Here is a 22,284-nt window from a genome sequence, read left to right as displayed (position 1 = left end):
CATGGGCAGTACCGAAGTCCTGCACTTCGCCAGCCAGTCGCTGTGGCTTGTGCTGGTCCTGTCACTGCCGACGGTGCTGATGGCCGCGCTGGTCGGTACCCTGGTTTCCTTGGTACAGGCGTTGACGCAGGTGCAAGAACAGACCCTGGGTTTTGTCGCCAAGCTGGTGGCGGTGGTAGTAACCCTGTTCGTCACCGCCGACTGGATGGGCAGCGAGCTATACCGCTACACCGATCTGGTGCTCAACCGGATTCCCTCGGTGCGATGACGGTCCAGGCGCTTGAACAGATGTTGCTGAGCTTCAGCCTGATCCTGCCCCGGTTGTTCGGCTGCTTTGTCCTGCTGCCGATCCTCGGCAAGCAGGTGCTGGGTGGTGCGCTGGTGCGCAATGGCGTGGCTTGTTCGCTGGCCCTGTTCATCTACCCCTGCGTAGCCGACACCCTGCCCGCCGAACTGGACGGGTTGCAGTTGGGCCTGCTGATCGGCAAGGAAGTGCTGCTCGGCCTGCTGCTGGGCTTCGTGGTGGTCATCCCGTTCTGGGCCCTGGAGGCCTGCGGTTTTCTCATCGACAACCAGCGCGGCGCCACCCTGGCGTCCACCCTCAACCCGCTGCTGGGTAGCCAGACCAGCCCCACTGGTGCCTTGTTGGCGCAGACACTCGTTACCCTGTTCTTTACCGGCGGCGCCTTCCTGGGGCTGCTGGGGGCGCTGCTGGGCAGTTATGCCAGCTGGCCGCTGGCAAGCTTCTACCCGCACATCGGCAGCCAATGGAACACCTTCTTCCTCGCCCAGTGCGACTACCTGCTGACCCTGTGCGCACTGTTCGCCGCGCCGTTGCTGATCGCCATGTTCCTTGCCGAATTCGGCCTGGCCCTGGTCAGCCGCTTCGCGCCGTCGCTGAACGTGTTCATCCTCTCCATGCCGATCAAGAGCCTGGTCTGCAGCGCGCTGTTGGTACCGTACCTGTTGCTGCTGATGACATTGGCCGAAGATCAAGTGTTCATCGCGCTGGCCAAGGTACGTCTGCTCGGTCCGTTGCTGGAGCATCCATGAGCACCGAAAAAACCGAACAGCCCACACGAGCGAAACTGCGCGATGCACGCAGTAACGGTCAGGTGGCCAAAAGCAAGGAACTGGTCTCCACGGTGCTGATCCTGAGCCTGGTTGCTTTGCCCATGGCATTTCCCGATTACTTTCTCGGGCATCTTGGTGAGCTGATGCTGCTGCCCGCGCCCTTGCTCCACCTGCCCTTTCGCCAGGCGCTGGAGCTGATGCTGGAGCAACTGCTGCATGAGTTGCTATGGCTCACCCTGCCGTTCCTGCTGACAGCGGTACTCGCCGCCATCGCCGGCAACCTGCTGCAGACCGGCTACGTGTTCAGCGGCCAGTCGTTGGCACCCGACCTGAAGAAAGTCAGCCCACTGGAGGGTGCGAAGCGGATCTTCTCGGTCAGGAACCTGCTCGACTTTCTCAAATCGTCGCTCAAGGTGCTGCTGCTCGGCGCGCTGGTGCTTGGTCTGCTCAGCGATCACCTGCGCACGCTGCTGCGGGTGTCGTCATGCGGCATCGAATGCGTCCTGCCGTTGCTGGGCAACCTGATGGGCCAGCTGATCGGGGTCTGCGCCGTGGGCTTCCTGGCGATCTCGGCAGCCGACTATGGCCTGGAGCGCTGGCAGCAGCTCAAGCAATTGCGCATGAGCAAGGAAGAGGTCAAGCGTGAACACAAGGAGATGGAGGGCGCCCCCGAGCTCAAGCGCGAGCGCCGCAAACGCCATCGCGAAATGCAGAGTGGCACACTGCGCGCGGATGTCAGGCGCTCCTCGGTCATTGTCGCCAACCCAACCCATATTGCCGTAGGGCTGCGCTACAGGGCCGGGGAAACGCCGCTGCCGCTGGTTACCCTCAAGTACACCGACGAGCAAGCCCTGCTGGTCCGGCGCATCGCCGAGGAAGAGCGGATACCGGTGCTCGAACGTATTCCCCTGGCCCGGGCGCTGTTCGCGGATAGCTTGGTGGAGCAGTACATTCCAGGCGACTTGATCCAGCCGGTCGCCGAGGTGATTCGCTGGTTGCAGGCGCAGGAGGAGATTGCATAGGTCTACAAGAGATTGCCAAGCTCCTATGGCTGCGCTGTCGCGCATGGAGCATGCGTTGCAATATCACCCGCTCCCACGCGTTCTTTTTGAATCACAATTGGGGATCGCTAGACCAGAATTCCCCGCTGCGGCAATGGTCGGCGCACAAGTAAGGTATCTGCGCCCTCTCTCGCCGGATTTCCTGCAGGCTGGCGAAGCTGTGTCCAGAACACCTGGAGCAACGCATCGCGCTCCTGATCATCACGGATCGCCCGCTTGGCTGCGGCCAACACGGCTTCATTCATGGCGTTCCAGCCTCATCATCAAGGTGCCGTTGCGTCAGCGCCCGCTGCAACGCGGCCAACTGCCCGTCGATACTGGCATCGATCACACAGCCTGCGGTCTCCAGGCGACAGCCGCCTCGCGCAAGCCTGGCATCGGCGCATACCTCGACCGGCCCGACCTCGGGATACAGTGCGAGCACTTCATGCAAACGCTGGCGAACCTCAGGCAACTGATCGGGCCCCACGTGCAGCAACAACGCTTCCCGTGGCTGAACCTGCGCCAGCGCCTGACGGGTCGCGGCCAATGTCAGCTCGATATCAGGATATTCCCCCAGCACCTTGCACACGGCCTGGCGCACCACCTCGCTCATCTGCCGGTCGACCTGGCGATAGAAGGCGTCGCAGCGCACGCGTGCTCCATGCAGCAACGCCGCCTGTTCGACGGCGGCCATTTCCAACCCGATCTCCCGCCCAAGCCGCTGATGCTCATCGAGCACCGCATCGGCCCGGGCATCGATGTCCCGGGCACGCTGACGGGCGTTTTCGGTCAGTACGCTGGCATCGAGGTACTGCTGATAGTCAGCGCTGCGCACTACGTTCAGGCTCGGGTCGATCATGGGCCGGGCCTCTTTCAATTCAATAAATGGCAACATTCCGGGCTCCTGTCTCGGGCTACCTTCAGGCAAAGGGTGCGGGCCAGGCCGCGTAGTTCATCGTCCATCGGCCAAGTCGGCACTAAGGTCACGCCGGGCAGGCGCAGGTTCAGACGCCGAGCGAACCCCGAATCGACCTCGCCGCATGCCTGCAGCCAGAACGCCAGGCCACATCCGGGCAGGTACGCGTCCAGGTCACCGGCTGGCAGCGCCTGTTGCCAGCCCACAGGCCAAGGGCCGATGACGAGACGCCACTTTTCCAGGCAATAGCGCAGGCCCTGTGGGTCGAGTGCCACTTGCAACCGCGCCTGACCTGATCGGTCGAGTACTTGTCGGATGGCCTGGCCATGCAGCAGGCCACCCAAACTGGCCAATACCCGCTCCAACGCCGGCTGTGAAAACAGGGCCAGACTACCGAGCCGTTCTGGCAGGTCGAACGGCTCGCACAGCTCCAGCACCGACATCAGCCAGCCGTTGACCTCGCGACTCTCCCGCCAGTACGGCAAGGCCTGAACCATCTGATCCAGCACTTCGGGACAATGGGTCGAGTGCAGGTAGTGCGCCGGGCAATAGCGAAACTGGAACTCGGTCATGCTCTCTGACGCCACCACAGGTACTGCGCCAGGTTGCTCAGTACCAGCAGCCCGAGCAGCACGCCCAGCAGCGCCACTAGGCGCCAGCGCGAGCCTTCCAGAACCTGGACCGACAACAGCGTGACATGGCGCAGGCCCGCCAGCGGTTGACGCGCCTGGTTCGACGGCACCAGCACCACACTGATCCGCTCGTAGTCCAGGCCTTCGATACTGTTGCTCAACAGCTGCTTCATCTGCCCGATGTAAAGGTCCAGCGCCGCATCCGCCGCGTGCTTGATGAAGATCGACGCCGACGCCGCGCCGGCTTGCGGACGCAGGCCGTCACGGGGTTCCGGCAACACCACATGCACCCGCGCCACCAGCACGCCATCGATCTCCGACAGGGTCCGCGACAGCTCCTGGGACTTCACATAGGTCAGCCGCGCCAGTTCCTCCAACGGCGAGGAGATCAGGCTGTCCCGGGGAAACACGTCATTGACCGTGGAGAACATCTCCCGCGGGTAGCCCTGGCGCTTGAGCGCCGCCACCGCATGGCCGATATCGGCCTCGTCGATCAGGATCTTCACCTTGCCGTCCTTGTCCTGGGACTTCACCGCTGCGATGCCCTCGGTGTCCAGCACCGCGAGCATCTCGTTGGCCTCGCGCTGGCCGAGGCCGAGGTAAAGCTCGACCCGGCAGCCGCCCAGTGCCAGCACCAACAGAAGCAGCATGCACTGCCATGATCTTTTCACAGGGCACCTACTGGGCTTTCATGAGGGTTTCGATGTTCTGCGTGGTGCGCCCCACACCCTTGGCGATCAACTCCACCTGCAGGTTGCTGCGGATCAGCGCCCAATGAGCATCCATCAGCGCCACGGGATCGCCTGTGCCAGAGACCAGGTTGGCGTGCGCGCCCTGCCTGGCCTGTGCATGTTGCTGGCTGATCTGCCCGAGCTGATGCAACAGCCCGCCCTCAAGGCTAGTGGCAGCAGCGGACAACGCCTGCTCGAACTCGGCCACCTGCCGGGCATCGACAGCCGGTGCCGACAGGGATTGCAGATCGGTGACCATCAGGGATACCTCGGCAATGCCACTCATGCTTCGCCCTCTACCGTGAAGGAGTCATTCAGAAGGTCCATCGCCATGGCGAGTACCTGCAGGTTCATTTGTTGCGTCAGTGCCAAGGACGCCTGCTCGCGGTGCTGATGTTCAACCAGGCTTGCCTGGAATTGGGCGGCGTGTTGGGCGGCGTGGGCGGGCAACGGGGTCAGTGCGTCTTGCGTGGCGGACACCAGCATCGAGGTCAGCGGATTCATGCCACCACCTGGGCGCGCATGCCCTCGGCGAACCTGACCAGATCAGGGTCCTGGCTCTGTGTCATGCGTTCAAGCCGCCGTTCCAGCGCGGCCATGTAGCCCAACTGACGCTCGCACAGTGCCAGCCATGGCCCCAGGGACGGCCAGGGCGCCTGGTTGCCCTCCGCCAACGCCTCCTCGCATTGCCCCTGTCCCATCAGGCTGGCAATGCGTATCGCACAAGCGGCCTCCATCGTCGCCGGCTCACGAGCCAGCCAGTGCGCAATCGACAGCGCCTCTTCATGGTGACGATGCTCGACACCCAGCAGGCCCAGGCGGGCCAGCAGATTGTTCACGGAATGGTTCATGCTCAGAACTTCTGCAAAATGCTGCTGATGGTGTTCTTGAAGGTCTGGCCAAGGGTCGCATCGACCTGGAACACGTTCGACCAGATGTTCGAACGGTGGCGCATGTCGGCCAGCAATGCGGGGTCGTCACTTTTCTCGTTGAGCTTCTGCAGGGCGTCGAGCACCGCCTTGTTGGCTTGTTGCGCCTGCTTGACCATGCCCTCGTGGACCATGTCCATGGTGTTGCTGGTGCCGTCGTAGAAGCCGCTGCTGATGTTCGTCATTTCAGTGTTCCTCCAGTTTCTCGAGTATTTTCAAGGCAGCTTCAAGAGCCGCCAGTTGTTGGTGCAATACCTGGAACTCGGAAGGTGGCAGCGGCTCCGACAACTGCCTGGCACAGGCCTGCCGTGCGTGCTCCAGCACCGAGAACATTCGCGCCTGCTTACGCGGATCACGCACCTCCCGCATGAGTTCATCCATCATCTGCCGGTCTCTCTTTCAGGTTGATCAGGTAGTTCCGGCCGCCCTTGCTCAGCGTGATCGCCTGCCGATCGATCGCCAGAATGCGAATGCCGGAGGGCATCAGAGCTCCCACTGGGTAACGGCGGTTATCGCTCAGCGTCACGTAGGGCAACCGCCCCAGTGAGACGCCTCGAACAGGAAAGTCGAGTTTCGCGGGTGCAGGTGCCCTGCCCTCGTCGACCAAGCGCAATGATGGGTGGTCGCCGAATGCCTCGCGGTACTGTCGCTGCAGGTTCTGGTAGTCCTGAACCTGGCGCTCGCGCAGCGCTCCGTGCAGCACCAGGGTGTGTCCCTGGTCGGTCACGCTCAAGGTGTCCTCCAGGCGCCATTCGCGCAGCAGTTGCGCCAGCCGCGTCCGGGCTTGCTCCTGGGGCTGGGACGGTCGCTCGACGGGCGCTACCACCGCCGTTGGCGTGTCCTGTGCCTCAGCGTCGGCAATCAACAATCTAGTGAGCAGCACGAGCAGCAAAAGCAACCCGGCACCCGGCACCATGAACCAGCCGTAGCGCAAGCCTGACCGAGGACGCTGCGCGGGAGGCCACTCGGCGAACATGTCGTCTTGATTGCAGAAGGCCCACTGCAACGGACCGCAACATTGAGTCGCCAATGCCTGTAGTTCGGCCTGCGCTGCCACCTCCCGTCCATCCTGGGTGGGTGCTTCGCTCGAACCCCACTCCAGCAGGCGTACGCCACCGGCCTCGACCATCAGCACCAGGTGAATGGCGGCAATGCCCGTATCTACCAGGACCAGGTCGGCCTGGGTCGGATCGGTGCCGATGACCACCCGCCCAGGCATCAGGGACACCTCGGCGCCGGCATTCAAACCGCTGTAGACCCTCAGTTTCCAGGTCATGTCAGGCACGCTCGCCAAGCTCGGGGTCAATCAGCCTCGGCTCGATCAGGAACAGCCGCACCGAACGCCGGGTGTTGCTCGACTGATAGCGGAACAAGGTGCCCACGAAGGGAATGTCACCCAGCAACGGGACCTTGCGGATGCTTTCGCTCGTCTCATCGCGATGGATGCCGCCGATCATCAGGCTTTGTCCAACATCGACCCGGGCCAGCGTGTCGACAACCGTGCGGCTGATGGTGGGAATGCCATCGGGCCCAGTGCTGTTGGGCTTCTGGCTGCCGTCCTCGATATGCAGGCTCAGGCTGATTTCCGGCCGATCCGTGCTGCGGATCAGGCGCGGCGTCATCTTCAGCAAGGTGCCGTAGGTAATGGCCTTGAGCTCGGCCACCCGCTCGCCCATCACCCGCACATAGTAGGTTTCGCTATGATCGATCACCGCCAGGGTGTTTTCCTGGGTCAGCAAGGTCGGTCGCGACACCACCTGGGCATGGCCCTCGCCCTGCATCAGGGTCACCTTGGCCAGTAGCCGGTTCAAGCCGCGACTATCGACCAGACTGCCGGACAACGTGGTTTGCGATAATCCCGCTTGGGTCCGGATGTCCATCAGTTGATGCTTGCCGATTCCGAACTGCCATTCCACGCCAAGCTCATCCAGGTGTTCGGCGTTGATATCGAGGATCGTCAGACCTACTTCGATCCGCGCTGCCGGCCGGTCCAGCGCCATGACCAGGCGTCGGTACATGGGCAGGCGCTCGGCGTGATCACGCACGATGATGGCATTGAGCGACGGTTCGGCCTGGACCACGGCCCGACCGGCACGCACGGGCGCGCCCTCTCCCACGGACTGGCCGTCGACCGCCACTACATTGGCGTCGGCCAACACCCGGGAAAGGAGCGAGGCCACACCGGGCACCGCCACCTTCTGGTCGCGATAGTCGATCTCGCGGTCCACGGCCACCGCATGCCGGAGCGGGATCACCTCGACGCTCAGGCTGCCACCCAGTTCATCCTGCAGGCTCGCCTGCTGCTCCAGGGCCTTGACGGTCTGCTCGACCCGATCCAGGTAACGCGGTGGCCCCGAGGCATACACCAGCCGCCCACCTGCCGCAGCACGCCAGGCAAAGCGCGAGGTCCAGCCACCACCCTCCTGGAGCGCGGCGCGCAGTTGTGGCTCGCGCACCTTGTCCAGGTGGATCAGCCGGGTCTGCACTTCGCTCGACTTATCGACATGCAGCACCGCGCCGTCGTAGTACCAGGCCAGGTTGTAGAGCACCGCGACCTGCTCGAGAAACGCCTGCGGGTCCGGTTGCTCGAAGGTGGCGCTGACCTGGTCCCTGACCTTGTCGCTGACCACCACCGAACCTTGATAGCTGGCGGCAAAATTGGTCAGCACGTCACGCAGGCTCTCGCCCTGGGCGATGTAGTGGAACGGTTCTTCCGACCAGTCCAGCGGCTCGCCCTGGGCGACAAGACTGGCCAGCAGGGCTGCCAAACCGGTGGCAAGCGATCTCATGGCAGCCATACGCTGGCCCCCCTGGCAATCACAGGTACTGGACCGAAACGTTGCTCACACAGACGATTCAGCAGGGCGACCTGCACCCCAAGCACATATTCGAGGATGTCCACATCCCCCGACGAAGTATCTACCCAAGCTTCGAGCATCAGCTCTCCCTCAGGCGTCAGCGCCAGCCGCTGCGGGCAATGCGCGGCCCACGCCGTGACCATGCCCAACAGGCGCCGCAGGGCCTGCTGATCGAGACCGGCACCTTGCCCAACCACTGACGATAGCGAACTGCGTACCATCAGCTGTACGCCTCGCGGTTCAAGCCGCAGGCCATGGCCATCGATGCACAGGTGGTAGCCGCCAGCGTGATCGGCCAGCCAGTGCGCCATGCCCAGGCGATGGGCCAACTGCGTTGAAAGTCTGTTCATGCAGGTCTTGTCCATGCGGGGTAAGGGATGGCGTCTAGCGACGGGCATCGCTGGGCGTACAGCCGAAACGCCGGCGGTAGCTCTGGCTGAAATACGACTGGCTGGAAAAGCCGCTTTCCATGGCGATGTCGACAATGCTCATGCGCGTGTTCAGCAGCAGATGATGCGCATGGACAATCCTGCGCTCGGTGATCCAGGCCCGCGGCGAGCAGTTGTAGAAGGAGCAGAACAGGCTCTTGAACGCCGTCAGGCCCAACCCGAAGGCCTCGGCGTACTGGTCCAGGCGCCACTCGCGCAGGTAGTGCTGCTCCATGAAGGCGTGCAGCCGATCGACATGGCGATTGCCCTGTTGGCGCAGGGCCGCCAGCAGCGTCCGACCTTGCGCTCCGAACACCAGCAGCAACAGCAGCTCCTCCAGGCGCAGCATCGCCAGCATCGACGAGGTACCCTCGCCTTCGAGCGCCGCCAGGCGGGTCACGCATTCCTGCGCCAAGGTGCAGGGATGAAGTCGCAGGGTGTTCACACAGGGTTCGCCGCAGCGCTCGAGGTGGCTCAACTCCTGGCCGTGACGCTGCATGAACGCCTGCACGAAATTCACATCCAGCGGCAGCCACAGGACTTGGCACGCCTGCCATCGGGTCGCCACCAGGTAGGTGCCGCGCTTGACGAACAGCAGTTCGCCGGCCTGTAAATCGATGACATTGTCTTTTTCGCGCACGGCCAGCTCGCCTGCCATGATCGCGTAGAAGCCTTCCTGCCCCTGGGACGCAAAACCCGCCCCAACAACATCCAACTGCCGCCCTTGCACACACCAGTCCTCAACTGGAGAAATCCCTCTCGCACCAGGCCGTACTTCCCGTAGGCCTCTTTACACACCACGTCGAAGCTCAACTGATGTAGACATGGCCATAGGCTACGATGCCCTCCCATGCTTGAACGCAGGGATTGTCCTGGCATGGGCAGAGGCATTTCGCCATCACTTGTAGGAAGTTCGCTGGACCTGGTGCGCGGCAGAAAGTGAGCGACAGCCTGCAGCTAAAAAATGACGACAGCTTCCGATAGTCGGGCAAACAGCATGGTCGTTACCGTGGCGGCCCCATCCAACGAGAATTCGCCATGCCAGGCACGAACTATGACTATGCACTGACCCAGCTGTACGCGGCCTTGAAACTGGAACCCCCTGTGGCCTTCGAGCCCGTGATCAGCCTGCGGGTAGGCCCCCATGTGTGCAACGTGACCGAGCACCCTGCCGACCAGTTGCTGATGTTCATCGAACTACCCGCCACCGATGGCGTGTGCTGGGGCCAGCAGAACCTGTTCTGCCAGGACCTCTGCAAGCCCATGCTCGGGGTCGATCCGCTTACGGGCATGCACGTGCTGTGGAACCGCCAGCCCCTGGTCCAAATGGACCGCGCCATGGTGCATCACCAGCTGGAACAACTGGTTCAGGCCGCCCACGACCTGGCCGACAGCGAAACGCCTTGAGCCGCGTTCAGCGCTGCGCCCAGATCTGCGCCTCGCTCCAGCCCAGGGCGGCAAAGTCCTCGGCGCGCAGCGACGCCTCCTCCTCGCAGAAGAACTCATCCAACTGCGGAGGCCTGACCGACGTGTCGCTGAGCATCGCATGTACCTGGCCGCGGTGATGGATCTGGTGCTCGAACAGGTGCGACAGCAAGCGCAGGCGCGGCTCATGCTGCATCCGCTCTGGCCGCACGATGCTGACATAACGTCCGAGCTGGTCATCACGCAACTGCCGGCAATAGGTGATCAGCCGCTGATCGGCCTGAACCTGCTGGGCTTGCAGGTCAGTGCACGTGGCAAAGGGTTGCTCAGGCACAAAGAAGCGCTCGCCGTCAGGATCGGGCGCTTCACCGCGCTGCTCGCACTCCAGCGCATCGAGGTAGAACCAGTCCACCGTCAACAGGTGGTTGAGGGTGGCCTTGATCGAGGGAAAGAAGCTGCAACGAGGGGCGACGAACTCGTCCTGGGTCAGTTGCAGGCAAGCCTTGTACAGGCGGTGGTTGGCCCAGCCATTGTTGTAGGCCTGGGTCAACAGATGATGCGACAGCGGCTCCATGGTCGGCTCCTTCAGGCGAAGCGTTGCAGTTGCATCTCCCGTAGCCGGCTCAGGGTCCGTTGGTACGGGAACGCCAGATACCCTTGAGTGTAGAGCGCTTCCAGCGGGACCTCGGCCTCCAGGTACAACGCGACTCGACGGTCGTAGCACTCGTCGACCAGCGCGATGAAACGCCGCACGCTGTCATCCTTGGGCGCCAGGGTCGGCAGTTCGCGGTCTCCGGCCTCGACACGGGCCGCGCCATCTTCCGTCCCACGGGCGATACGCCCGGCCTGCTGCACGCCGCCCAGGGCCGGTACATCACTCAGCAAAATGGCCGGGTAACGGTCGCACAGCGCCATGAAGTCCATGGCGGCCAAGGGCTGCTCGCACAGATCGGCAAATCGGCACCAGAGCGCCCGGTCGCTGTGGCGCACCACCTGCACGTGGCGCGAACCAATCTGAACGGCCTGCGCGCTACCGAGGTCATCCGGGCTCAACTGGTCGAACACAGCCGCCAGCGCCCCGCCACCGCCCGGAGGTGCCACCCAGTAGCGCTGCAGCTGCGCCCCCGGGTGCAGGCGATGGTCCTGCTCTCCGGCCACCGACAGCACGCGCATATGCCGCTCGATGGCTGCGATGGCCGGCAGGAAACGCTCGCGGTTGAAGCCGTCGCGGTACAACTGGTCAGGAGGCTGGTTGGAGGTCGCGACCACCACTACCCCCTGGTCGAACAGCACCTGGAACAACCGGCCGAGGATGATCGCATCACCGATATCGCTGACGAACAGCTCGTCGAAACACAGCACGCGGATCTCGCCGGCCAACTCCCGGGCCAGGGCCTTGAGCGGGTCGGCGGTACCGTTGAGCTGGAACAGGCGCTGGTGGACCCAGGCCATGAAGTGGTGGAAGTGCTGGCGCCGGGCCGAAAGCTTTAATGAACGGTGGAACAGGTCCATCAACCAGGTCTTGCCGCGGCCGACCGGGCCCCAGAGGTACAGGCCCTGGGTCGGCATGCCCTGGGCCAGGGTGTCGAAACAGGCCTGCAATGCCGTAACGGCGGCCGCCTGGGCCGGGTCAGGAAAGAAACCGCGTTCGCTGAGCGCTTGCTGGTAGAGGGATTCTGGCGTCATGCCGGCCATGGTACGACACTTTCGCCCCTCTAGTGCGTGGGAGCGGGCTAGCCCCGCGATAGGCATCAACCGTCCTTCAATCCCACCTTTAACAAAGCCCCGTCCTTGGCATCGGTCAGCACATACACATAACCATCCGGCCCCACCCGCACATCACGGATCCGCGCCTTGAGATCGCCCAACAGGCGTTCTTCATGCACGATCTTGTCACCATCGAGCTGCAAACGAATCAACTCCTGGGTCGCCAACGCGCCAATGAACAGGTTGTGCTCCCACGCCTTGAACGTCGGGCTGTCGTAGAACGCCATGCCGCTGATACCCGGCGACTTCTCCCACACATGGTGCGGGTCGACCATGCCCTCGACGTGCTTGCCCTTGGCTTCCGGGATCGGCAGCATCGAGTAATTGATGCCATTGGTGGCGATCGGCCAACCGTAGTTCTTGCCGGGCCGCGGAATGTTGATCTCGTCGCCGCCACGGGGGCCGTGCTCGTGGGTCCACAGCTGGCCGGTCCAGGGGTTCAACGCCGCGCCCTGCTGGTTGCGATGGCCGAATGACCAGATTTCCGGACGCACATTGTCGCGGCCGACGAAGGGGTTGTCCTTGGGTACCTCGCCATCGGGCAGGATGCGCACGATCTTGCCCTGCAACTTGTCCAGGTCCTGGGCGGTGGGCCGCTGGTTGTTCTCGCCCAGGGCGATGAACAGGTATCCGTCGCGGTCGAACACCAACCGCGAACCGAAATGATTGCCTTCGGAGAGCTTGGGCTGCTGGCGGAAAATCACCGTAAAGTTCTCCAGACGGACCCGGTCCTGGGACAACTGGCCACGGCCAACCGCAGTCCCCGCCTTGCCGTCGGGGCCTTCCTCGGCGAATGACAGATAGACCGTTCGGTCCTTGGCGAAGTCAGGCGACAGCACCACGTCGAGCAGGCCACCCTGCCCTTCGGCCCACACCTTGGGCACGCCGGACAATGGCGGGCCGACCTTGCCCTCGGCGCTGACGATGCGCAGATTGCCGGGGCGTTCGCTCACCAGCATGTCCTTGCCACCCGGCAGGAAGGCCAGGGCCCAGGGATTGCGCAGGCCGTCGGCGACGGTGCTGACGGTCAGTTGCCCCTCTTCACTGGGAAATTGCTGCTCGGCGGCCGCCTGGGCCAACAGCGGAAACAGGCCGGCGGCGGCCAGGGTGGTCAACCAGGTGCGTGGCGTCATGCTCGATTCCTTCGATAGGGCTCACGGCACGCGCAGCGAATCGCGTGGTGGCCGGGTGGGTTCCAGGTTCGGGGTCTGCTGCTCGCGGCGCAGGTTGTCGCCATTGCCGATACCCCGGTTGTCGAGGGTTGGCGGGCGCGGGTTGGGCTGCGTGGACGGGCCGCGCACTGGCGGCGTGGCGGGTACGCTGCCCTGGCGGCTGTTGGGGTTGGCACGCATGATCGGGCTGTTGTACGGATTGTTGCTGTCGTTGGCAGCGAGCAACGGCGCCGGCAGCGGCGCAGCCTGGAGCGGCATGGCCAGCAACAGGCCAAGGCCCAGGATTGGCAGGGTGGGGTTCATGCTTCACCTCCGGTACGAAAAGGCGCGCTCCAGGGTTGGATAGCCTAAAGCGCGCAGGGTTCGACGCAAAAGGATGAATATGGGTCCTGATGTTTCAGTATGGCCCCCTGGGGCTGCCATGCAGCCCCGGTGTCAGCCGGCTTTATCCACCTTGTGCCGCGCCGCATACAGGCACAGCATCTCCATCGCCAGCGTCGCCCCGGCCAGCGCGGTGATGTCGGCATGGTCATAGGCCGGCGCCACCTCCACCAGGTCCATGCCCACCAGGTTGATCCCGCGCAAGCCGCCTAGGATCTCCAGCGCCTGCACCGTGCTCAGCCCGCCGCATACCGGCGTGCCGGTGCCGGGCGCGAAGGCCGGGTCCAGGCAGTCGATATCGAAGGTCAGGTACACCGGTCGGTCCCCCACCCGCTGGCGGATCGCCGCGATGATCGCCTCGGTGCCCTGGCGATGCACCTGGCGGGCATCAAGAATGGCGAACCCCTGGCTGTCGTCATTGGTGGTGCGCAGGCCGATCTGCACCGAGTGCGCCGGATCCACCAGGCCTTCGCGCGCCGCGTGCCAGAACATGGTGCCGTGGTCGATGCGCTTGCCCTCCTCGTCTGGCCAGGTGTCGCTGTGGGCGTCGAAGTGGACCAGCGCCAGCGGGCCATGCCGGCGGGCATGGGCCTTGAGCAGCGGATAGCTGATGAAGTGGTCGCCCCCCAGGGTGAGCATGGCGCAACCGGCCTCGAGGATGTGCTCGGCGTGCGCCTCGATGCTGTCCGGCACCGACGCGGGCGTGCCGCTGTCGAAGGCGCAATCGCCGTAGTCGATCACCGCCAGGTGGTCGAACGGGTCGAACGTCCAGGGCCAGTGCCGGGCCCAGGCCTGCTGCACCGAGGCGGCGCGGATCGCCCGCGGGCCGAAGCGCGCGCCGGGACGGTTGCTGGTGGCGGTGTCGAACGGCACGCCGCTGACTACCACGTCGACACCGCGCAGGTCGCGGCTGTAGCGGCGCCGGGAAAAACTGGTGATACCGGCATAGGTGCTCTCGGCGGCGGTGCCGTAGAGGCTGTCACGGGTCATGGCCTGGTCGTTGTCCTGGGCGAGATCCACGGTCTGTCTCCTGTCGTTGTTGTTCACTGGCGGCTGCGGAAGGCGGTCCACAGGCGGTTGCGCTGGCGCAGGTCGGACAGCGCCATGCTGCGGTCGGCGAACAGGCGCTGGCGCACCTCGGCCGACGGGTAGATATCCGGGTCGTTGCGGATCGCCGCGTCCACCAGCGGCGTGGCGGCCTGGTTGGCGTTGGCGAAGAACAGCGTGTTGGTCAGCGCCGCCACCGATTCGGGGCGCAGCATGAAGGCGATGAAGGCGCGGGCCGCCTCGGGGTGCGGCGCGTCCTTGGGAATCACCAGGTTGTCCTGCCAGACCAGAGTGCCCTCGCGGGGGATGCGGTAGATCAGCTCGAACGGCTTGCCGGCGCGACGGGCCTGGTCGGCGGCCATGGCCGCGTCGCCGTTGTAGGTCAGCGCAAGGCACACGCTGCCGTTGGCCAGGTCGTTGATCTGGCGACCGTTGGCCACGTAGCTGATCGACGGCTGCAACTGCTGCAACAACGCCTGGGCGGCGTCCAGGTCGGCCTTGCTCTGGCTGTACGGGTCCTTGCCCAGGTAGTTGAGGGTCAGGCCGATCACCTCCTGGGGCGAGTCCGGCATGGCGATCCCGCAGTCCTTCAGGCGGCTGGCGTATTCGGGCTTGAACAGCAGGTCGAGGCTGTCCAGCGGCACGTCACCGAGGCGCTGGCGCACGGCCTCGACATTCACCCCCAGCCCCAGCGTGCCCCAGGTGTACGGCACGGCATGGCGGTTGCCGGGGTCGGCCTCGGCCAGCTTGGCAAGCAGATCGGGGTCTAGGTTGGTGTAGCCGGGCATCGCCTGGGTATCGAGCGGCTGCAGGGCGCCGGCCTTGAGCGCACGGGCCAGCACCGTGGCCGACGGCACCACCACGTCGTAGCCACTGCCGCCGGTGAGCAGTTTGGTCTCCAGCACCTCGGTGGTGTCGAAGGTGTCGTAGCGGACCTTGTAACCGGTCTCCTGCTCGAACCGCGCCAGGGTTTGCGGGGCGACATAGTCGGCCCAGCTGTACAGGTTGACGACCTTCTCCTCGGCCTGCAGCGGCAGGGCGATCAACAATGAAAGCAGGCACAACGTTCGACGCATGGCGTTCACCTCGGCTTGGGGGTGGATGCCGCCAGCATGCCTGCCGGGTTACATTGTAAAAATGGCAACTATTCAAAGCTGACATTCATCAGGAGCAATGTGATGCTCGGACAACTGCACGACCCCGACCTGCACCTGCTGCGGCTGTTCGTCACTGTAGTCGAGGCCGGCGGCTTCAGCGCCGCCCAGGGCGTGCTGGGGCTCAGCCAGCCCAGCATCAGCCAGCAGATGGCCAGGCTCGAGACCCGCCTGGGCTATCGCCTGTGCAGCCGTGGCAAGGGCGGATTCCGCTTGACCGAGAAAGGCGAGCTGCTACTCCAGGCGACCCGCGGCCTGCTGCTGCAGATCGAGCAGTTTCGCCAGCAGGCCAACGGCGTGGCCGGGCGCTTGCTCGGCACGCTGCGCATCGGCCTGGCCGAGAACCAGGACCGCGACGTCACCCTGCGCCTGGCCCGGGCCATCGCCCGCTTTCGCCAACGCGACGAGCACGTGCGCCTGGAGGTGACCTGCGCCCCACCTGCCGAGCTCGAGCGGCTGTTGCTGGAGCAGCGCCTGGATTGCGCTATCAGCTACTTCTCCGGCAACCAGGTGGCGTTCGACTACCTGCCGTTGTTCGAGGAACGCCAGCGGCTCTATTGTGGCAAGGGGCATGAGCTGTTCGACCAGGGGCAGGTGAGCCGCGAGCAATTGCTTGAGGCCGACCAGGTCTGCCACCCGTATCGATTTCTCAAGCAGGGAGAACCCTTTCAAAGCCGAAACAGCCTGGCGGTGGCGGAACAGATCGACAGCGCGCTGACCTTGATCCTTTCAGGCCGGCATATCGGCTACCTGCCCTGCCACTGCGCCGCGCCCTGGGAAGCCCAGGGGCTGTTGCAGGCACTGGATCAGACATTGGATTTCGTGGTGCCGTTCACCCTGGCACGCCACCGCGGGCAGGAATCCGGCGAAGCGCAGCGGGCGTTCATGGAGGATCTGCGCACTGCATTCGCTCCATCGGGAGCGACGCAAGCACCGCACAGACCCTGAGCGGGCTCTTCCCGCGATGGCGTCGATGGGTTCAGCGAACGATCAGGAACGCTCCAGCGCGCTGACCAGGTCATGGAAGGCTTCACGGTTGGAGTCGTTCAAGCCCATGAGGATCTTGTGCGCCTCCAGCACCTTGGAGCGCACCACGTTCTCGTCCTGGTCCTGGGACGGCAGGTCGGTCAGGCATTCCGGGCACGGCACCGGGCGATCGACGATGTTGAACACCTGATCGAAGCCCATGGACTGCAGCAGACGGGAAATGTCCGGGTTGGTGGTGACCACGGTCGGCAGCAGGCCGACTTTCTGCCGGGACAGGATCGACAGCTTGGCCAGCAAGCCGAGGGTGGTGCTGTCGATGCTCTCAGTTTCGGTCAGGTCGATGACGATGGCCGAGAAGTTCAGCGCGGTGAAGATCTTCTCGATCGTCGCATCCAGCGCCGAACACAGGGTCAGGCGCACTTCACCGACAAATTTCAGAACGAAGGTTCCGCTCTGCTCGGCGAACTGGATTCTACCAGTACTCATTCAAGGTTCCTGCTCAACACCAATAGGGCGATATCATCCGGCATCTCCCCAAGCGTAGCCAATTCGAATCGTTGGCGCAGCCCCTCCAGGCTACCACCCGCCGCCTTGACGATTTCCGGCAAGGCCGCTTCCTTATCTTTGAGTGTGTCCCCGGGCAAAAGGTCCAGAATGCCATCGGACATCAAGGTGAGGCTGAACTGCGGTGGCAGTTCCAGCACCTGGTCCTGGTAGCTGGCCTCGTCGAACAACCCCACCGGCAGGCCGCGGCCTTCCAGGTAGCGGGCCTGGCCCGGGGTGTACAGCACCGGCAGGGGCAAGTGGCCGCCGACGCTGTAGGTGAGCAGGCCGGTGTCCTCGTCGATGACGCCACCGACCATGGTCACATGCTTGCCCAGCTTGCAGTTGATCAGCCCGCGGTTGATGTGGCTGAGCACCTGCGAAGGCTTGAATTCGCGCATTTTTCCGCCGCGCTTGAATTCGAACAGCAGGCGCGTGGTCATGAACTTGAGCAGCACCGTGACGAACGCCGACGAGGCGCCGTGGCCAGAGACGTCCGCCAGGTAGAAGGCAATGCGCCGATCGTCCACGCGGAAGTAGTCGGCAAAATCGCCCGACAGGTACAGCGACGGGATGATCTGATGCTCGAAGCTGAACTCGCCGGCCACCCAGGGGTTTTCCGGGAGCATGTTCATCTGCACCTGGCGACCGGCGGTCTGGTCCTCCTGCAGCAGGTGCAGGCTGGCCTCCAGCTCGCGGTTGGCCGCTTCGAGCTTCTCCCGGTAGCGCTGGTTCTCCAGCACCAGGCGCGAGCGGTCGAGCGCGCGACGCACCGAGTGCTCGAGCACGGCCAAGTCTTCCAGGGGCTTGATCAGGTAGTCCGCCGCGCCCAGGCGCAAGGCTTCGACCGCGTCGCTCATGACGCCGGCGCCGGACACCACGATCACCGGCAACTGCGGCGCGCGCTCGCTGATCCGGCGGATCAGTTCGAGGCCGCCCATCTGCGGCATGCGCAGATCGCAGATCACGAGGTCGGGCTGGTGTGCTTCGAAGACCTGGAGGCCCTGCTGGCCGTTACCGGCCTGGAGGACGCTGAAGCCGCTGTCTTCCAGATAGGCGGCGAGACTGGCACGGACCACCTCGTCGTCATCGATGATCAGCAGCGTTGCACTGGGTTTCTGCATGTGGGCGAACGGCGCCAGATTTAGGTTGGCGTAGCGGCTGTGGAGGACCGACAGACGGCTACTGGAATGCTCTCTAGCCACTCTCTATTTGAGTTGTAGGACAAGAAGACTGGTCCGGCAAATAGCGAGGTGCCCTGTAAGGCGCTGACGGTACTCCCATCCGCCTGGCGTTTCAAGCATGGCAAGGATGACTTCCGCGCACTTTACAGGGCAAATCACCCGGCGTTATAAGAAAGCACATCGGCGCAACCTGACGAAAGGATGCAAGCATGTCCCAGCCTCCCGTGGATTACAGCGAAAAACGCGATTTCATACGCATGCGCATTGAAACCGAGGTCAGCCTGCTGCACGCCGGACAGGTGATCAGCGCCGTGTGCATCGATCTCTCCAGCAGCGGCATGCAGGTCCAGGCACCGCAGCGGTTCAAGGTGGGCGACCAGCTCGAGGTGCGCATCGACTCCGACCACGCCGCCCTCGCCGGCCTGCATGCCAGCACCGAGGTGGTGTGGATCGCCGACCAGCCCGGCGGCGCGCAGAAATTCGGCCTGCGCATCCTGGCCATGCATTGAACGGTCACGAAAAAGGCGACCCGAAGGTCGCCTTTTTCGTCATACGACAGATCAGAAGTCGTCTTCGACCTGGCCGTCCTTGACCTTGAACTCGCGGTTCTGCAGGTAGGCGTTGCGCAGGAAGATGTACTTGTCGCCCTGGATCAGCTTCTCCGCCGACAGCAGGCTGGCACGGGTGTCGATCACGTCCATCGCGAAGATCGAGTTGCGGGTCGGCACATGGTCGATGTAGCGGTAGGGTTCGGTGTAGGTGTCCGGGTACTTGGCCAGGCCGTCACGCACGGTGCTCGGACCAAGGAACGGAATGACCACGTACGGCCCGCTGGGCACGCCCCAGTAGCCGAGGGTCTGGCCGAAGTCCTCGTCGTTGCGCTGCAGCCCCATCTTGGTGCCGACATCGAAGAAGCCGCCCAGGCCGAAGGTGGTGTTGACGATCAGCCGCGCCGTGTCGATACCCGCCGCTCGAGGCTTGAGCTGCAGCACGTTGTTGGCCAGGTTGGTGACGTCGCCCAGGTTGCGGAAGACGTTGTGGATGCCATCTTCGAGGAACTGCGGAGTGACGTACTGGTAACCCTGGGCCAGCGGTTTGAGGGCATAGGTGTCGAGGACATCGTTGAACCTGAAGATCGGTCGGTTGACCGACTCCCACGGATCCTCCTCGGTGGCCGCCTGGGTGGCTGCCACGGGCGCCAGCAGCAAGCTGGCGCAGACACAGGCCTGGGTGACTCGCTCGATCACTCCGGCACCGATCCTACGCATAGATGTTTCTCCATCGGATTTCACGGCGGCAACGGCCTTTGGCGCGCTGCTCGATAGGGCGCAAGTATACTGGCTTGCTGGCTGAACGGTAGTTTTACATATCTCTGTCAAGATTTTGTGAACAACTGCAGCCGTCATCCTTCGGTAACAATCGCTGGATAGCCTGCGAGCTATTTAGGGTCTGTACGAAATGTGTCTGCGCGAAGGCCAGACAAGGCGAAACGGGGGGAGCAAGCGCAGTGTACTGGAGTACATGAGCATTCCGAGCCCCGTTTCAACGCAGTATGGGCGAGTGCAGATACATTTCGTAGAAAGTCTAGGGACGTTGCCATGCAAGACGCACCCGCCTTAACCGCCGTGCTGTTCGGACTGCGCGGCTGCCTGGTCCAGGCAACCGACAGCGGCACCCTGCCCGCCCCCGGCGCCCTCGATTCCCTTCACAGCCTGCACTCGCAGGCTGTGCCGTGCATCTGGCTCGACGAACTCAGCGCCGCCCAGGGCAAGCGCCTGAGCAGCGTGCTGCCCGACTGGCTGCCGGGCCACCTGGTCAATGGCTGCAAGTGGCCGGCGCCCAACGCCTGCTGGCAGGCGCTGATGTGCCTCGACAGCCAACGCCTGGAAGGCTGCGTACTGGTCAGCGGCGAGCCGCGGCTGCTGCAGGCCGGGCTCAACGCCGGCCTGTGGACGGTGGGTCTGGCGGCCTGCGACCTGGGCTCCAGCCAATGGCAGGCCATGACCCGGCAGGAACAGGAGCGTACCCGTGGCAAGGCGACCCTGGCGCTGTTCGGCCTGGGCGTGCACTCGGTGATCGATCACCTGGAATCCCTCGACACCTGCCTGGCGGACATCGCCCAACGCCGGCACAAAGGCGAGAAACCCTGATACATCCCCGTTGATACGGGTCATGCAAAGCAGCGGCAGGTGGATTACGCTAGAAGGCAGGCCAGAACCTTTACCGTGTCGCCGAGGTCCATGGCTTGCCAAGTCATTGATGGAGAACGAACAATGCCTGCCCGCGAACTGCAAGAGCAACTCGATAGCCTGCGCGAGCAACTGGACCGCAATCCACCGCTCTCGCTGGAAGAGCGCGACCACCTGCATGAATTGATGCAGCAGATCGAAGCCCAGATCAAACTCGAGGAAGCGACCAAGGACAACAACCTGGTCGATGGGGTCAATACCGCCGTCGAACGCTTCGAGGCCGATCACCCAGACCTTACCGCCATCCTGCGCAATATCGCCAATCACCTGCACAGCATGGGGATCTGAACCGAATGGGGCCGCAAACGCGGCCCTATTACATTACTGACGTACCAACCGTAGATTCTGCGGGCTGATCGCCCCAGTGCTGCGGTACGGGTTGATATCCAGCCCGCCACGGCGCACATACCGCGCATACACCGTCAGGTGCTCAGGCTTGAGCAGGTTCTTCAGGTCCAGGTAGATCCGCTCCACGCACTGCTCATGGAAGTCGGCATGCTGACGGAAGCTGATCAGGTAGGTCAGCAGGCTGGCATGATCCAGCGCCTGCCCCTTGTACTCCACCACCACGCTTCCCCAGTCCGGTTGGCCGGTGACCGGACAGTTGGATTTGAGCAGGTGGCTGTGCACGGTCTCTTCCACCACGCGCTCCGACGAACAACGCAGCAGCTCCGGTTGCGGCTGCTCGTAGTTGCTGATGTTCACATCCAGCGCATCGATGCACTGGCCCGGCAACGCGGTCACGCCCTGCCCCTCGACCTCGGCCAGGGTGCTGACCTTGACCGCGACCGGCTTACCAGCCGCAGCGGACAGATCCTGCACCAGGCACGCCTGCAACGCCGCTACCGACTCGAACACCGTCTGGTTCAGCGAGTTGAGGTACAGCTTGAAAGATTTGGACTCGATGATGTTCGGCGAATCACATGGAATGGCGAACTCGCCGATGGCTACCACCGGCTTGCCCGAGGGCAGCAGCCAGGAGAGCTCGAAGCAGTTCCAGAAATCCACGCCCTGCCACGGCAGCGCGTCGCCGCTCACGCCCAGCTCGGCCCATTTGGCCAGGCGAGGAATCGGGAACAGCAACGAGGGGGTGTAGGTGGCGATGTATTCGCTGGACTTGCCCAGCGGGGAATGTTCGGCGGCGGGATGCATGGAAACTGACCTGAAGGTTCGAAATTGCCCCTAGTCTACCGGTTTTGCACCCCGCCTTGGAGCCGATGTCACTCGATGGTCAGCGGCCCGACCATGCCTGCCTGGTAATGGCCCGGCACGTTGCAGGCGAACTCGATGGGCGCCGACTTGCGGAAGGTCCAGGTCAGCTCGGCGCGCTGGCCGGGCTGCACCAGCACGGTGTTGCCGCCCGCATGGCCGTGGCCAGCACCCATTTGGCCGTGATCCATCTGGCCATGGTCCATGCCTTCGTGGTTCATGCCGGCAGTGAACATCTTGCCCTGCATGGCGATCATTTCCTTCTGGTGCTCGGCGTGCATGGCCTTGTCGCCCAGGTTGAACTCGTGGGGCAGCTTGCCTTGGTTGACCAGCACGAAGCGCACGGTCTCGCCGGCCTTGACCTTGATACTCTTGGGTTCGAAGGCGATGTCCTTGAGCACCACCTCGACGGTGCGGGTGGCCTTGGCCGCCTCGGCCGGCTCGCCGAAGGCGAAGGGTTTACTGCTGTCGGCGAAGCTCGGCAGGCTGACCAGTGCGAGGGCGGCGGCGATAAACAGGTGTTTCATGGGTGACTCCGGGTCGTTCTGGGAGAAT

General features: G+C 63.8%; 32 protein-coding genes. 8 read left to right on the top strand and 24 right to left on the bottom strand.

Annotation, left to right across the window (positions count from 1 at the left end; genetic code table 11):
- Position 1 precedes the first annotated feature (1 nt).
- From sctS to sctU, 3 genes are read left to right on the top strand one after another with little or no spacing between them, the layout of a single operon-like run.
- Positions 2-268 carry a type III secretion system export apparatus subunit SctS gene (sctS, locus tag V0R62_RS09180; RefSeq protein ID WP_198744788.1) on the top strand — a complete coding sequence of 89 codons (267 nt, stop codon included), beginning with the start codon at positions 2-4 and terminating at the stop codon, positions 266-268.
- Positions 265-1,053, top strand: coding sequence for a type III secretion system export apparatus subunit SctT (gene sctT / locus V0R62_RS09175; RefSeq protein WP_330103499.1), 789 nt, complete (start codon positions 265-267; stop codon positions 1,051-1,053). The genes sctS and sctT overlap by 4 nt, the downstream gene beginning before the upstream one ends.
- On the top strand, positions 1,050-2,096 hold the full coding sequence (gene sctU, locus V0R62_RS09170; protein WP_330103498.1) for a type III secretion system export apparatus subunit SctU: 1,047 nt from the start codon (positions 1,050-1,052) through the stop codon (positions 2,094-2,096). Before sctT ends, sctU begins: the two co-directional genes overlap by 4 nt.
- A gap of 107 nt (positions 2,097-2,203) precedes the next feature.
- Here the strand turns inward: sctU and V0R62_RS09165 are convergent, their stop codons facing one another.
- Genes V0R62_RS09165 through V0R62_RS09105 form a run of 13 tightly spaced genes read right to left on the bottom strand, consistent with a single transcriptional unit; the run spans position 2,204 to position 9,341 of the window.
- Positions 2,204-2,380, bottom strand: a complete 177-nt coding sequence (locus tag V0R62_RS09165) for a hypothetical protein (protein ID WP_330103497.1) — start codon at positions 2,378-2,380, stop codon at positions 2,204-2,206.
- Positions 2,377-2,976 (bottom strand): HrpE/YscL family type III secretion apparatus protein, encoded by a 600-nt coding sequence (locus V0R62_RS09160; protein ID WP_330103496.1) that lies wholly within the window; start codon positions 2,974-2,976, stop codon positions 2,377-2,379. Before V0R62_RS09160 ends, V0R62_RS09165 begins: the two co-directional genes overlap by 4 nt.
- 14 nt (positions 2,977-2,990) lie before the next feature.
- A complete protein-coding gene (locus V0R62_RS09155) occupies positions 2,991-3,605 on the bottom strand; it encodes a SctK family type III secretion system sorting platform protein (protein WP_330103495.1) in 615 nt (204 codons plus the stop codon).
- The gene (gene sctJ, locus V0R62_RS09150; protein WP_330103494.1) at positions 3,602-4,315 is read right to left on the bottom strand and encodes a type III secretion system inner membrane ring lipoprotein SctJ; all 714 of its coding nucleotides are present in this window, start codon (positions 4,313-4,315) and stop codon (positions 3,602-3,604) included. The genes V0R62_RS09155 and sctJ overlap by 4 nt, the downstream gene beginning before the upstream one ends.
- A gap of 28 nt (positions 4,316-4,343) precedes the next feature.
- Entirely contained in the window at positions 4,344-4,682 is a 339-nt protein-coding gene (sctI, locus tag V0R62_RS09145) for a type III secretion system inner rod subunit SctI (RefSeq protein WP_186714753.1), read from the bottom strand.
- A complete protein-coding gene (locus V0R62_RS09140) occupies positions 4,679-4,900 on the bottom strand; it encodes a hypothetical protein (RefSeq protein WP_330103493.1) in 222 nt (73 codons plus the stop codon). Before V0R62_RS09140 ends, sctI begins: the two co-directional genes overlap by 4 nt.
- Positions 4,897-5,247, bottom strand: coding sequence for a YscG family type III secretion system chaperone (locus V0R62_RS09135; protein WP_186714755.1), 351 nt, complete (start codon positions 5,245-5,247; stop codon positions 4,897-4,899). Before V0R62_RS09135 ends, V0R62_RS09140 begins: the two co-directional genes overlap by 4 nt.
- 2 nt (positions 5,248-5,249) lie before the next feature.
- Complete coding sequence (locus tag V0R62_RS09130; protein WP_050704906.1) at positions 5,250-5,510, bottom strand: EscF/YscF/HrpA family type III secretion system needle major subunit; 261 nt, start codon at positions 5,508-5,510, stop codon at positions 5,250-5,252.
- Position 5,511: 1 nt separating this feature from the next.
- Entirely contained in the window at positions 5,512-5,709 is a 198-nt protein-coding gene (locus tag V0R62_RS09125) for an EscE/YscE/SsaE family type III secretion system needle protein co-chaperone (RefSeq protein ID WP_330103492.1), read from the bottom strand.
- Positions 5,699-6,601, bottom strand: coding sequence for an FHA domain-containing protein (locus V0R62_RS09120; RefSeq protein ID WP_330103491.1), 903 nt, complete (start codon positions 6,599-6,601; stop codon positions 5,699-5,701). Before V0R62_RS09120 ends, V0R62_RS09125 begins: the two co-directional genes overlap by 11 nt.
- 1 nt (position 6,602) lies before the next feature.
- Positions 6,603-8,114: a type III secretion system outer membrane ring subunit SctC gene (gene sctC / locus V0R62_RS09115; protein WP_330103490.1), complete on the bottom strand. Its 1,512-nt coding sequence runs from the start codon at positions 8,112-8,114 to the stop codon at positions 6,603-6,605.
- A complete protein-coding gene (locus V0R62_RS09110) occupies positions 8,111-8,533 on the bottom strand; it encodes a CesT family type III secretion system chaperone (RefSeq protein ID WP_330103489.1) in 423 nt (140 codons plus the stop codon). The genes sctC and V0R62_RS09110 overlap by 4 nt, the downstream gene beginning before the upstream one ends.
- Positions 8,534-8,567: 34 nt before the next feature.
- Positions 8,568-9,341 carry a helix-turn-helix transcriptional regulator gene (locus V0R62_RS09105; protein WP_408005646.1) on the bottom strand — a complete coding sequence of 258 codons (774 nt, stop codon included), beginning with the start codon at positions 9,339-9,341 and terminating at the stop codon, positions 8,568-8,570.
- A gap of 308 nt (positions 9,342-9,649) precedes the next feature.
- Here V0R62_RS09105 and V0R62_RS09100 point away from each other — a divergent pair, with 308 nt between their 5' ends.
- A complete protein-coding gene (locus tag V0R62_RS09100; protein WP_330103487.1) occupies positions 9,650-10,018 on the top strand; it encodes a CesT family type III secretion system chaperone in 369 nt (122 codons plus the stop codon).
- A 7-nt stretch (positions 10,019-10,025) separates the two neighbouring features.
- On the opposite strand, the gene V0R62_RS09095 is transcribed toward V0R62_RS09100, so the two are convergent.
- From V0R62_RS09095 to V0R62_RS09070, 6 genes are all read right to left on the bottom strand, one after another.
- Entirely contained in the window at positions 10,026-10,610 is a 585-nt protein-coding gene (locus tag V0R62_RS09095; protein WP_330103486.1) for a DinB family protein, read from the bottom strand.
- 11 nt (positions 10,611-10,621) lie between these two features.
- On the bottom strand, positions 10,622-11,722 hold the full coding sequence (gene zapE / locus V0R62_RS09090; protein ID WP_330103485.1) for a cell division protein ZapE: 1,101 nt from the start codon (positions 11,720-11,722) through the stop codon (positions 10,622-10,624).
- A 65-nt stretch (positions 11,723-11,787) separates the two neighbouring features.
- Complete coding sequence (locus tag V0R62_RS09085) at positions 11,788-12,936, bottom strand: PQQ-dependent sugar dehydrogenase (RefSeq protein WP_330103484.1); 1,149 nt, start codon at positions 12,934-12,936, stop codon at positions 11,788-11,790.
- A gap of 21 nt (positions 12,937-12,957) precedes the next feature.
- Positions 12,958-13,278 carry a hypothetical protein gene (locus tag V0R62_RS09080; protein ID WP_186735038.1) on the bottom strand — a complete coding sequence of 107 codons (321 nt, stop codon included), beginning with the start codon at positions 13,276-13,278 and terminating at the stop codon, positions 12,958-12,960.
- A gap of 132 nt (positions 13,279-13,410) precedes the next feature.
- Positions 13,411-14,376, bottom strand: a complete 966-nt coding sequence (speB, locus tag V0R62_RS09075) for an agmatinase (RefSeq protein WP_330103483.1) — start codon at positions 14,374-14,376, stop codon at positions 13,411-13,413.
- Positions 14,377-14,399: 23 nt separating this feature from the next.
- On the bottom strand, positions 14,400-15,479 hold the full coding sequence (locus V0R62_RS09070) for an extracellular solute-binding protein (RefSeq protein WP_330103482.1): 1,080 nt from the start codon (positions 15,477-15,479) through the stop codon (positions 14,400-14,402).
- 102 nt (positions 15,480-15,581) lie between these two features.
- Here V0R62_RS09070 and V0R62_RS09065 point away from each other — a divergent pair, with 102 nt between their 5' ends.
- Complete coding sequence (locus V0R62_RS09065; protein ID WP_330103481.1) at positions 15,582-16,505, top strand: LysR family transcriptional regulator; 924 nt, start codon at positions 15,582-15,584, stop codon at positions 16,503-16,505.
- A 42-nt stretch (positions 16,506-16,547) separates the two neighbouring features.
- On the opposite strand, the gene rssC is transcribed toward V0R62_RS09065, so the two are convergent.
- Together rssC and rssB are read right to left on the bottom strand one after the other, a co-directional pair.
- Positions 16,548-17,030 (bottom strand): anti-sigma factor antagonist RssC, encoded by a 483-nt coding sequence (gene rssC, locus V0R62_RS09060; RefSeq protein WP_330103480.1) that lies wholly within the window; start codon positions 17,028-17,030, stop codon positions 16,548-16,550.
- A complete protein-coding gene (rssB, locus tag V0R62_RS09055) occupies positions 17,027-18,211 on the bottom strand; it encodes a two-component system response regulator RssB (RefSeq protein ID WP_330103479.1) in 1,185 nt (394 codons plus the stop codon). The genes rssC and rssB overlap by 4 nt, the downstream gene beginning before the upstream one ends.
- A 269-nt stretch (positions 18,212-18,480) precedes the next feature.
- On the opposite strand from rssB, the gene V0R62_RS09050 reads away from it, so the two are divergent.
- Complete coding sequence (locus tag V0R62_RS09050; protein ID WP_050704859.1) at positions 18,481-18,780, top strand: PilZ domain-containing protein; 300 nt, start codon at positions 18,481-18,483, stop codon at positions 18,778-18,780.
- 51 nt (positions 18,781-18,831) lie between these two features.
- Here V0R62_RS09050 and V0R62_RS09045 read toward each other — a convergent pair whose 3' ends face one another.
- Positions 18,832-19,539: an MlaA family lipoprotein gene (locus tag V0R62_RS09045; protein ID WP_234561514.1), complete on the bottom strand. Its 708-nt coding sequence runs from the start codon at positions 19,537-19,539 to the stop codon at positions 18,832-18,834.
- A gap of 330 nt (positions 19,540-19,869) precedes the next feature.
- Between V0R62_RS09045 and V0R62_RS09040 the strand changes: the two genes are divergently transcribed.
- Both V0R62_RS09040 and V0R62_RS09035 read left to right on the top strand, forming a co-directional pair.
- A complete protein-coding gene (locus V0R62_RS09040) occupies positions 19,870-20,421 on the top strand; it encodes a phosphonoacetaldehyde phosphonohydrolase-related protein (RefSeq protein WP_330103478.1) in 552 nt (183 codons plus the stop codon).
- A gap of 123 nt (positions 20,422-20,544) precedes the next feature.
- Positions 20,545-20,808, top strand: a complete 264-nt coding sequence (locus V0R62_RS09035) for a DUF4404 family protein (protein ID WP_050704856.1) — start codon at positions 20,545-20,547, stop codon at positions 20,806-20,808.
- A gap of 33 nt (positions 20,809-20,841) precedes the next feature.
- On the opposite strand, the gene queF is transcribed toward V0R62_RS09035, so the two are convergent.
- Entirely contained in the window at positions 20,842-21,672 is an 831-nt protein-coding gene (queF, locus tag V0R62_RS09030; protein ID WP_330103477.1) for an NADPH-dependent 7-cyano-7-deazaguanine reductase QueF, read from the bottom strand.
- A gap of 68 nt (positions 21,673-21,740) precedes the next feature.
- Positions 21,741-22,256: a cupredoxin domain-containing protein gene (locus tag V0R62_RS09025; RefSeq protein WP_330103476.1), complete on the bottom strand. Its 516-nt coding sequence runs from the start codon at positions 22,254-22,256 to the stop codon at positions 21,741-21,743.
- Positions 22,257-22,284 lie beyond the last annotated feature (28 nt).

The sequence above is a fragment of the Pseudomonas carassii genome, assembly GCF_036324045.1.
GTDB lineage: Bacteria > Pseudomonadota > Gammaproteobacteria > Pseudomonadales > Pseudomonadaceae > Aquipseudomonas > Aquipseudomonas peradeniyensis.
The sequence above is the reverse complement of the archived record's forward strand: the minus strand, read 5'-3'. Positions and strand labels throughout refer to the sequence as shown.